Annotated in this window: 10 protein-coding genes and 2 pseudogenes; 9 read left to right on the forward strand and 3 right to left on the reverse strand. The window is 61.8% G+C overall.

Going from position 1 to position 9,626, the window contains the following annotated elements; genetic code table 11:
• Window positions 1-863, reverse strand: a pseudogene (locus AB4Y99_RS20855) (hypothetical protein); the annotation flags it as partial.
• A 106-nt stretch (window positions 864-969) separates the two neighbouring features.
• Here AB4Y99_RS20855 and AB4Y99_RS20860 point away from each other — a divergent pair.
• From AB4Y99_RS20860 to AB4Y99_RS20885, 6 genes are all read left to right on the forward strand, one after another.
• Complete coding sequence (locus AB4Y99_RS20860) at window positions 970-1,209, forward strand: DoxX family protein (protein WP_441524663.1); 240 nt, start codon at window positions 970-972, stop codon at window positions 1,207-1,209.
• Window positions 1,210-1,390: 181 nt separating this feature from the next.
• Window positions 1,391-1,786, forward strand: a complete 396-nt coding sequence (locus tag AB4Y99_RS20865; RefSeq protein WP_441524664.1) for a hypothetical protein — start codon at window positions 1,391-1,393, stop codon at window positions 1,784-1,786.
• Window positions 1,787-1,815: 29 nt separating this feature from the next.
• Window positions 1,816-2,205 carry a hypothetical protein gene (locus AB4Y99_RS20870; protein ID WP_441524665.1) on the forward strand — a complete coding sequence of 130 codons (390 nt, stop codon included), beginning with the start codon at window positions 1,816-1,818 and terminating at the stop codon, window positions 2,203-2,205.
• A gap of 86 nt (window positions 2,206-2,291) precedes the next feature.
• Window positions 2,292-2,675, forward strand: a complete 384-nt coding sequence (locus AB4Y99_RS20875) for a globin family protein (protein ID WP_441524666.1) — start codon at window positions 2,292-2,294, stop codon at window positions 2,673-2,675.
• Window positions 2,676-2,804: 129 nt separating this feature from the next.
• On the forward strand, window positions 2,805-3,560 hold the full coding sequence (locus AB4Y99_RS20880) for a SapC family protein (RefSeq protein WP_441524667.1): 756 nt from the start codon (window positions 2,805-2,807) through the stop codon (window positions 3,558-3,560).
• A complete protein-coding gene (locus AB4Y99_RS20885) occupies window positions 3,557-4,219 on the forward strand; it encodes an invasion associated locus B family protein (RefSeq protein WP_441524668.1) in 663 nt (220 codons plus the stop codon). Before AB4Y99_RS20880 ends, AB4Y99_RS20885 begins: the two co-directional genes overlap by 4 nt.
• A 120-nt stretch (window positions 4,220-4,339) precedes the next feature.
• Here AB4Y99_RS20885 and AB4Y99_RS20890 read toward each other — a convergent pair.
• Window positions 4,340-4,471 (reverse strand): annotated as a pseudogene (locus tag AB4Y99_RS20890) (IS30 family transposase); the annotation flags it as partial.
• Between the two features lie 279 nt (window positions 4,472-4,750).
• Between AB4Y99_RS20890 and AB4Y99_RS20895 the strand changes: the two are divergent.
• From AB4Y99_RS20895 to AB4Y99_RS20905, 3 genes are all read left to right on the forward strand, one after another.
• The gene (locus tag AB4Y99_RS20895; protein WP_441524669.1) at window positions 4,751-6,847 is read left to right on the forward strand and encodes a catalase; all 2,097 of its coding nucleotides are present in this window, start codon (window positions 4,751-4,753) and stop codon (window positions 6,845-6,847) included.
• A 2-nt stretch (window positions 6,848-6,849) separates the two neighbouring features.
• Window positions 6,850-7,095, forward strand: a complete 246-nt coding sequence (locus AB4Y99_RS20900; RefSeq protein ID WP_441524670.1) for an EAL domain-containing protein — start codon at window positions 6,850-6,852, stop codon at window positions 7,093-7,095.
• Window positions 7,096-7,185: 90 nt separating this feature from the next.
• Entirely contained in the window at window positions 7,186-8,808 is a 1,623-nt protein-coding gene (locus AB4Y99_RS20905; protein WP_441524671.1) for a putative bifunctional diguanylate cyclase/phosphodiesterase, read from the forward strand.
• Between the two features lie 81 nt (window positions 8,809-8,889).
• Here AB4Y99_RS20905 and AB4Y99_RS20910 read toward each other — a convergent pair whose 3' ends face one another.
• Entirely contained in the window at window positions 8,890-9,399 is a 510-nt protein-coding gene (locus tag AB4Y99_RS20910) for a GntR family transcriptional regulator (protein WP_441524672.1), read from the reverse strand.
• Window positions 9,400-9,626 lie beyond the last annotated feature (227 nt).

Consider the following 9,626-nt stretch of genomic DNA (forward strand, 5'->3'; position numbering starts at 1 on the left):
CTGGTGAACGTGTCGTTGCCGCCCTTGGCAAAGTCGACCATGTCGAACGCGTCACCGTAAAAAAAGTTGGTGGAAAAGGCGCCATTATTTGTGAMACTGTCGTCGCCGCCCCGAGCATGGCCGGACATGCTGCGCCCGGCGTCGCCGGCGAAAACGTTGTTGCTGAAGGCACCGCCACCCGTGAAATCGTCGTTGCCGCCTTGGGCGAAATCCGACATGTCGCGGAGCGCATCACCGTAGAAACTGTTGTCGGCATCGCGGCCGCCGCCGGTGAAGCTGTCATTGCCGCCTCGAGCATGGTCGAACATGCTGCCGACCGTGTCGCCATAGAAGGCGTTGTTGGCCTGGTTGCTGGCGCCGATGAAGTTGTCGCTGCCGCCCTGAGCATGGCCGGACATATCGCCGCCCGCATCTCCGATGATGATGTTGTTGGACAGGGCAGCGCCCACGAAACGATCATCGCCGCCCTGAGCCTGGCCGGACATCCGGCCGCCCGCATCCCCGAAAAAAGTGTTGGTGGAGAGGCCCCCACCCGTGAAAACGTCATTGCCGCCCTTGCCGTGGTCGAGCATGTCGCCACCCACGTCACCGTAAGCCGTGTTGGTGGAGCTGAGCGCACCCCTGAAAGAGTCATTGCCGCCCTGAGCATGGTCGAGCATCCTGCCGACCGCGTCACCGTAGAAGGTGTAGTTGGCAGGGGCGCCCCCGCTGAACGTGTCGTTGCCGCCCTTGGAATGATCGAGCAGGTTGCCGCCTGCGTCGCCAATCAAAACAGTGCTGGTCGGATCGCCGGCAAGAGTGTCATCAGCGCCCAATTGATGATCGGTCAGATCACCCAGGGTAAATGGCACGCGGTGAGACATGGTCATGCTCCCACTGAGTTACCCCAGCGCCCGTCGCGATACTAGGCTGATATGCCCAAGCCCACAACGACCACAAACGGGGTAGTTCGCTTGGATCGACGACACCATGTTCTGGTCCAGCGGACTGGCTAAACTTTTCGACTTCGATGCGGGACTCGCGGAAATGCGGCATTTCGGTCTGGTGCCGGAAGTCCTTTTCTATTTTGCGACGGTGATCACCCTGCTCCTCGGCTCGATCCTCGTCATCCTCGATCGGTGGACGTGGATGGGTGCCGGGCCCTTGGCCGCCTTCACCGTTTTGACGATCCCGATCGCTCACAATTTCTGGACCATGAAGAGCCCATGAGAACCATGGAGTTCCATGTCGTGATGGAACACATCACCGTTGTGGGCGGCCTCTTCATTGCAATCTACGCGTCCGCGATCGGCAAGCGGTCTCGTTTGTCAATGCAGGCGTGAACGTTGCGCGATCTGGTCCGGTCTCAGGCTTCTGCGCCAAGGGCGTCGAAGCCTGGGATACATGATCCATGTCCAAGGAGGGAGCGATTTGCATGAATAAAAGATATTTCTTCGTCGGCGCGATTTGCCTGCTTGCGGCTGGCTGTAGCTCCGGCGACGCGCGGATGAGCGCCCTGCGAGCAGACATGGCCGGTCGTCAGGCCGCCGCCGAACTGGCGGCGAGCCGCCCCGATGCAAAACCCGAAGATCGCGAACGAGCCAAGGCATATGCCTCTGCTCAATCCTGCATCGATCAGATTCAGGCGCATACGCAAGGCGTTCGGGCCGCAAATATGGGGGTGAACACGGCCGTCGCCGGCATCGGCTTCGCGGGGCCGGGCGGAGCGCTCGCGGCACGGGCGATGGGGCCGATGCATGGCTCCGTGCTGCGAAACCAGGGCGAGTTCAAAGTCGCCTGTTATTGAAAATCTATCAAACCAGTTGAGGTCGTCATTTGCGCGTCAATCCAGAAGGCCGTTGTGCTTCATTTGTATCGCTATTCGTGGCCGCGGCTGCGCTAGCCGGCTGCCAGAGCACGCAATCCAATTTTCAAGGTTCGAACTTCTCAAGCGAGACAAGAGCCTTGGAGAAACAATTGAACGCTGAGGCAACTGCATTTGGTGCCGTTCAGGGCGCGACCAGCCTTGCCGCCAGCGCAGATCCGACAGGCCTCTCCAGTTTCGCCAAAGCTCCCGTTGCGCTGGCCGCGCGAAACGCGCTGGCAAGAAGCGCTGACGCGCGCATGGATGCCCAGTTGGCTCGTGACGAACAGGCTTTGTATCGCCGTTACGGCATGAATCCGGATGGGACACCGTCCGGCAAACGGCCGGCAGGAAGCAACTGACGTTCGGCGTATTCAAAATTCAACGCGGCTTCCAGGCAGGTTGCTGCGGGCCTGAAGCCTCCAAGGGAGTGCCGTAGGATTAGGACGTGGCCATGGATCAATGCACGCTTTTGCTGGTCGAAAAGAGTCTCGATCATCTGGACTCCGTTTCCGATGGCGTCGAAACGATGTTCGCTCATCGACTTCTGGATGCGTATCCAGAAGTGTATCGGCTGTTTGCAATGGATCTGGAGCCACAGGCAAGAAGGATTCTGCCGACACTGAGGCTGGTGATGGWCGAGATCCCACGATTTGGAGCCTTGCTTCCGTCGGTTCGAGCTTTGGCATGCTCCCGCGAAATCTGCCGCATGGTCGATGCCCATTACCAACCGATCAGCGAGACCTTGCTTTGGACATTGCGACGCAGTCTYGGATGCCGTTTCACGAATGAGGTCGAGCGAGCCTGGCGCGAAATGCTCCTCATGCAGTGATCAACACCCATAACCCAAAGATCAACGGGACGAACCCAAGAAAGGGTAGCTCCCTTTGGAAGCAAATAACGCGATGCGAGCGCGCCGCCTGGAAAGAAATATATGGCACTTCATGATGCAAATAGGGAAGTGAACCTTCCGCTCTTCTACAAGGACCCGGTGCTTTTGCGTTTCGAAGACCATAGAGACGTCGGGCTCGCGCCGGCCGTCGGATATGACTTCGCGCGTGAAGCCGTTGCGATACCGCTGTCGACCGGCGAGTTTCCCGTGGCGATGCGGCATTACCCGATCGTCTTCGCGATGGACGATCAGGCCTCGCCGATCGCGCTCGTCGCGATTCGCAAGGAGCACAATCTCTTCGTCGAGCGGGACGGGAGCTGGYGGGCGGGGAGCTACGTGCCGGCCTATGCGCGCCGCTATCCGTTCATCGTGGTGGAGACGCCGGACGGCGAGCAGCAGCTCCTCACCGTCGATCGCGGGAGCGATCGGTTCGTGGCCTCTGCCAGCGTCAGGGAAGGCGCGCAGCGCGTTTTCGACGATGCCGGCCGACCGACACCCATGGCGCAGAACGCGATGGCCTTCTGCCATGCGTTCCATGTCGATTATGCCGCCACGGTCGCCTTCGGCCAGGCGCTGATCGCCGCCGGAATCCTCGAGCCCTATCACGCCGATTTCCGGCTGCCGGATGGGACGCAGCATCAGCTCAACGGCTTCTTTGCCGTCAACGAGAAGGCCTTCCGCGCGCTCCCGGCGAAGACCGTCGCCGAATGGCACGCGAGGGGCTGGCTCGGCCTCGTCACCCTCCACCTCGCCTCACTGCGGAGCTTCCAGGCCCTGCTCGATCTGAATGCGCAGCGCGCGAACGAACGAAAGGCGCCCGCATGATGAGCAAGAAGGCACGTTTCCTCGGTGTCTCCTCCCTCGCGGCACTCCTGGTTGCCGGCGGTGTGACCGGCTGGCTGGCCTCGGAAGGCGCGATCGCGACGCCGAGCTTTGCGGCATCGGCCACTGAGAGCCACGACGATCCGGCTCCGCAGCGCTTCGAGATCGCGCAGGCGCAGTCGACCGGGCAGGCTGGCGCGGGCGGTGCGGCGGCGGGACTGCCGGGCGGCGCCTCATCGCTCAACGAAACCTATAAGGACTGGCGTGTCGCCTGCGCTCTGCAGGGCAWTCAGAAGCGCTGCGCGCTGAGCCAGGTTCAGGCGCAGCAGAATGGTCAGCGCGTGCTCGCCATCGAGCTGAACGCCCCGAGCGGCAACACGGTGGCCGGCACGCTCATCCTGCCGTTCGGGCTGGCGCTCGATGCCGGCGTGTCGTTCCAGATCGACGAGAAGCCGGTGATGCCGCCCATTCGCTTCCGCACCTGCATGCCGGGTGGCTGCCTCGTCTCGGTTAGCTTCGACGCGGCGACGGTTGTCGCCCTGCGCTCCGGCACGGCCCTCAAGATTAAGGCGACGACAGACGGTGGCGCCGACGCGCTGTTCTCGGTCTCGCTTCAAGGCCTTGCCACCGCCCTCGATCGTGTCGCGGCGTTATCGCGTTGACGTTGGGTGCCGCTGCAAGACAAGAGCGAGGCGCGCTGCAGCCCMGCCGAAGATGTTCGCCTCGTCGTAGCGCACAGCGCCTCGGCGAGGGCGCCCCATTGTCGGCTTGAAGGGAGGCGGATAGGCGAACTTGTCGATCGTCTCATAGCTGAMCGAGATCGGATGGCACTCCAGTCGCATCCGGCCCGCGATCTGCTGTGGCGATCAGCCGTGCTGAATCCGTTCGATGACCGACTGGCGCACATGGGAGAACCCCGGCGATACGATGACACGCGGCTGGCCACGGCAACTACGCGCGCGACAAATCGATCTCAAAACTTTGCGATATTACGAAGATTGGAATCAATATTCAGAAAAATCTAGAATACGAAGCGGTCTTGGGTAAAAAGTTCTCTCGATGGTACATGAAAGGGGCCCAGCGAAGCAAAAACATTTCGTGACTGAACTCGAATCCGCACTCTCACGCCGGAACTTAGGGCCGCTCCATTTCGTTCGCCTAAAGCCTCAGCACCTGAACGAAGGACAAGACGCATGGCCCGTTCCCCGCGAGACGACAACACTCCTACGAGAGCCAGCTTCGGCAATGGCGGCGAGCTGCACCAGACGGCATCGGCGCCGGAGGCTCGCATCACCACCAATCACGGTGTGCCCGTCAGCGACAACCAGAATTCACTGAAAGCAGGGGGGCGTGGTCCGACGCTGCTCGAAGATTTCGTCCTGCGCGAGAAAATCCAGCATTTCGATCACGAAAGAATTCCGGAGCGCATTGTCCATGCGCGCGGTTCCGCCGCGCATGGCTTCTTCGAACTGACGGAGTCGCTCGGCGAATTCACCCGCGCGAAGGTGCTGACCGAGGTCGGCGTCAAGACCGAGGTCTTCACGCGTTTCTCGACAGTTGCCGGCGGCGCAGGCTCGGTCGACACGCCCCGCGACGTGCGCGGCTTCGCGGTGAAATTCTATACCAAGGAAGGGAACTGGGATCTCGTCGGCAACAACATTCCCGTTTTTTTTATCCAGGACGCGATCAAATTTCCCGACCTTATCCATGCCGTGAAGATGGAAGCCGATCGCGGCTATCCGCAGGCCGCGAGCGCCCACGACACCTTCTGGGATTTCGTGGGGCTGATGCCGGAATCGACCCATATGATCATGTGGGCGATGTCCGATCGGGCCATTCCGCGCTCGCTGCGGATGATCGAGGGCTTCGGCGTCAACACCTTCCGCCTGCTGGACGACAAGGACAAGCCGACCTTCGTCAAGTTCCACTGGCGTCCCAAGCTCGGCACACAATCGACCTGTTGGGACGAGGCGGTGAAGATAGCTGGGGCCGATCCCGATTACCATCGCCGCGATCTGCATGAAGCCATCGCCAGGGGCGATTTTCCGGAATGGGAATTCGGCGTGCAATTGCTTAGCCAGGATGAAGCCGATGCGCTGCCCTTCGACATCCTCGACGCGACCAAGGTGATCCCCGAGGAACTCGTGCCGATCCGAATGATCGGCCGCATGGTGCTGAACCGAAACCCGGACAACTTCTTCGCCGAAACCGAGCAGGCTGCCTTCCTGCCGACCAACATGCCGCCGGGCATCGATGTCTCGGAGGACCCTCTGCTGCAAGGGCGCCTGTTCTCCTATCAGGACACGCAGCTCTCGCGGCTGGGAACCGTGAACTTTCACCAGATCCCGATCAACAGGGCCAAGGGCTGCCCCTTCCAGAACCTGCAGCGCGACGGCCATATGCAGACGCAGGTCTTCACAGGCCGCGCGAATTACGAGCCCAACAGCCTGGCCGAGGCCGGCGAGGAGGGCGGCCCYCGCGAGGATCCGATCGGCGGATTCAAAACGGCCGCGATTCCGGTCGAGGAGCACAAGGTGCGTCTGCGCGCGGAGAGCTTCGCGGACCACTACAGCCATGCAAGGCTGTTCTTCCGCTCGCAGAGCGAGATCGAGCAGTCTCATCTGGCGGGCGCGCTCGTCTTCGAGCTGTCGAAGGTCACGCTGGAGCATGTCCGCAACCGTGTGATGTCGAACCTCGTCAATGTCGACGAGAGCCTGGCGCAGCGCGTGGCGGACGGGCTCGGCATGCTCCTACCGAAGGCTTCCAAGCCGGCGGTAGCGCCGGTCGATATGGAGCCGTCACCCGCGCTTCGCATCGTCGGCAAGTACCCCGAGACCCTGAAGGGCCGAACTGTCGGCATATTGGTGTCGGATGGGGCCGACGGGGCCTTGGTCGCAGCCGTCAAAGCCGCCGTCGAAGACGATGGCGGAGCCGTCAAGGTCGTCGCCCCGAAGATCGGCGGCGTAAAGCTCAAGGACGGCAAGATACTCAAAGCTGATGGACAGCTCGCTGGCTCGCCATCTGTGCTCTTCGATGCCGTCGCAATCATTCTCTCTGAGGCCGCCTGCGCCGCCTTGATGAATGAAAGTGCGGCGATCGATTTCACCAAGGACGCCTACGGGCATCTCAAGGCGATTGGATACAGTGCCGAGGCTAAGCCGCTTCTCGACAAAGCCGGAGTCAAGCTGGATGACGGCATCGTCGCGCTCGACAAAGGCGCCAAGGCGTTCCTGCCGCCGGCGCGCACGCGGCAGTGGGTTCGCGAGCCTAACGTCCGAATGCTAGCCTGACCATGACGGTGCCGGTCGACATCATCAAGATCGACAAATCCTTTATCGATCGCCTTGCCCTGGGGGAGCCGAGCCTGGCGATCGTCGACGGCCTAAGTGACATCGCGCGCAAGCTCGACATTCGGGTCATCGCCGAAGGCCTCGAGAGCAAGTGCAGGCAAGTCCTCTTACCGATGTCGGCGGCAAGCTTGGCCAGGGCTACCTATTCTCGCAGGCCGTCCCCCGCCAGATCGGAACAGGCCTGTTGAGCCAGTTTGCTAGGCCAGTCGCAGACCAGGCGAGTACGGCAAGCGCCATGGCGGGCCCTGCGACCMAGATGCGGCGACCGGAGGACTCACATGTTGCCTAATTGCAGCGCCGACGTACTGCGAACCTTCCTGGCCGTGGCGAGAGCTCACATCGTACGAAACCGTATAAAAATCTTTGATGCCGGCTTTCTGGTCGTGCTGTTTTCGGTCGCCGCCCTACTTGCGTTCGAGATCGACATTTTCCAGTCCGCCGACCAGGTGTCGCCGCAGGAAAAGACCATCGAGCTCGACGAGGTCTTCATTCTGTCGACGCTGGTGATGTGCGGGATGCTCTTCTATACATGGCGCCGGGCTCGCGAGCACAAGCGTGAAAACATCCAGCGCCTAGCCGCGGAAGCCGAGGTGATGACCTTGGCGCTTCAGGACCCACTGACCGGCCTGCCAAACCGCCGGCAATTCGACGGCGCCCTCAAGTCGGCGCTGCGAACCGTGCCGACAGCTCCTGAGGCCCACGCCATCTTCTTGCTCGATCTGAACGGCTTYAAGAAGGTCAACGACATTCACGGCCATCCGATCGGCGATCAGGTTCTGATTCATGTTGGCGCGAGGCTGCTGCGCGCCGCGCGCGAGAGCGACTTGGTAGCACGGCTTGGCGGCGACGAGTTCGCGATCCTGGGCCCAAATATCGCCGGAGCCGAAGGCGCAACAAGCATCGCGCTGCGGATCATCGAGAGTCTGTCGRCGCCGATCGTCGTCGACGGCATCCGCCATCCGATCGGGGCTGCAATCGGCGTCGCGATCTCGCCGCAGGACGGGATCACGGCCGAGGAGTTGATGCGTAAGGCGGATGTCGCCCTCTACCGGGCCAAGGCCGACCGCAAATCTGCAATGCGGTTCTTTGAGGAACGGATGGACGCTAGTTTGCGCGAGCGCGACGAGTTGGAGCGCGCGCTCCTGCACGGGCTCGAGCGGGGCGAGTTTACCCTCAGATTCCAGCCGAGCCGCGCGACGGACGATCGCATCGTCAGTTTCGAAGCCCTTCCGTGCTGGCACCATCCCCAGCTTGGCGAGATTGAACCGGAACGCTTCCTGCCGGTGGCGGAAGAGATAGGCGTCCTGGCTCAGCTGAGCGAAGGCCTACTGAAGGATGCCTGCAGGGCGGCCGGCGCCTGGCCTCGAGATGTCCGACTTTCCTTCAATCTGCCACGCGCGCTTCTCGGCGATGCCGCCTTCGGACTGCGTATTCTCGCCGCCCTCGCCGAAACCAGATTCGCTCCCCAGCGCCTTGATCTGGAGATCGATGAGGGCGCCCTGATCCGCGATACGCAAGCAGCGCAGGCGCTCATGAAGCCGCTCCGCAGCGCCGGCATCTCCATCATCGCCGACAATTTCGGCACCGGATATTCCGATCTGCAGAACCTCCACCGGCTGAAGCTCGACGGTATCAAGATCGATCGCAGCTTCRTTGCTGCGATGACCCACAATCGACAGGCCGCCGTCATCGTCAAAGCTTTGATCGGTATAGGGCAGGGGCTCGATCTTTCTGTCACTGCAGACGGTGTCGAGAACGCTGCCCAAAGGGCTGCCTTGGCGGCACAGGGCTGCCTAAACGTTCAGGGTGAACTGCACGGCGACGGCCTTGATGCCGATGCGGCCATGGCGCTGTTTGTCAATGCGGCGCAGGCAATRGCCTTGCCACCGGCGCGCATTTGAGGGCGGACACGGGAATTCCGGCAAAGCCCTGGGGACCTTCTCGCATTCTCCCGGATGTGCAACAGAGTGCACGCGGCCTGTTCAAGGCCCCTTTATTTCGGCCAGTCCTGAGCGCCGGACATTGTCCAAGGCGTTGTCGTGGCTGTGCAGGAGATGTCGGCGTAAAGCTTCTCGCGTCTGGTCGGACGAACCGGCCTTCAGCGCATCGAGAATGTCGCGGTGTTCGTCGGCCGAGCGGCTGTAATTGCCGGCAAGATAGACGAACAYGGTATGGGTCTGTCCGAGAATGCGCTGGTGCCATTCGCAGATCATTTGGTTGCCGGCCGCCGTCATCAGCGCGCTGTGGAACTTGCGATCGTGGACGAGGGCRGTAGTGATGTCGTCAAGCGTACCGCGCCGCGCATAGAATTCGTGGGCGTCGAGGCAGCGTGACAGATCGGTGATCAGCTCGGGCGCAATCGGTCCCTTTTCGAAGATCTGGCCGACAGCGTTCAACTCGATCAACATGCGCGCTTCGTAGAGCTCCTCSACGTCGGCGCGCGTGAATTGGCGCACGACCGCCCCTTTGCGCATCGAGTCCAGCGATCGCATGGCGCGGAGACGGGCGCCGATCRCGGTCGCGGCTTCCTACCCCAGCCGAAGCGCCAACGTCGGCAAGTGGCGCTGGGCTGCCTGACTGCTGCTCCAATCCCGGCGCCCGGCTGGAGTGGCCGCAGACATTCCTCCATGATCACTGATCCCTGTCGCCAGCATGATCGAGCGGCCATAAAGTCGGAGCATGCGCGCACCCCTGGATAATGACCTTCTCAGGACAATAC

Origin of the sequence: Allobosea sp. TAB14 (assembly GCF_052113865.1) — a bacterium.
Taxonomy (GTDB): domain Bacteria; phylum Pseudomonadota; class Alphaproteobacteria; order Rhizobiales; family Beijerinckiaceae; genus Allobosea; species Allobosea spartocytisi.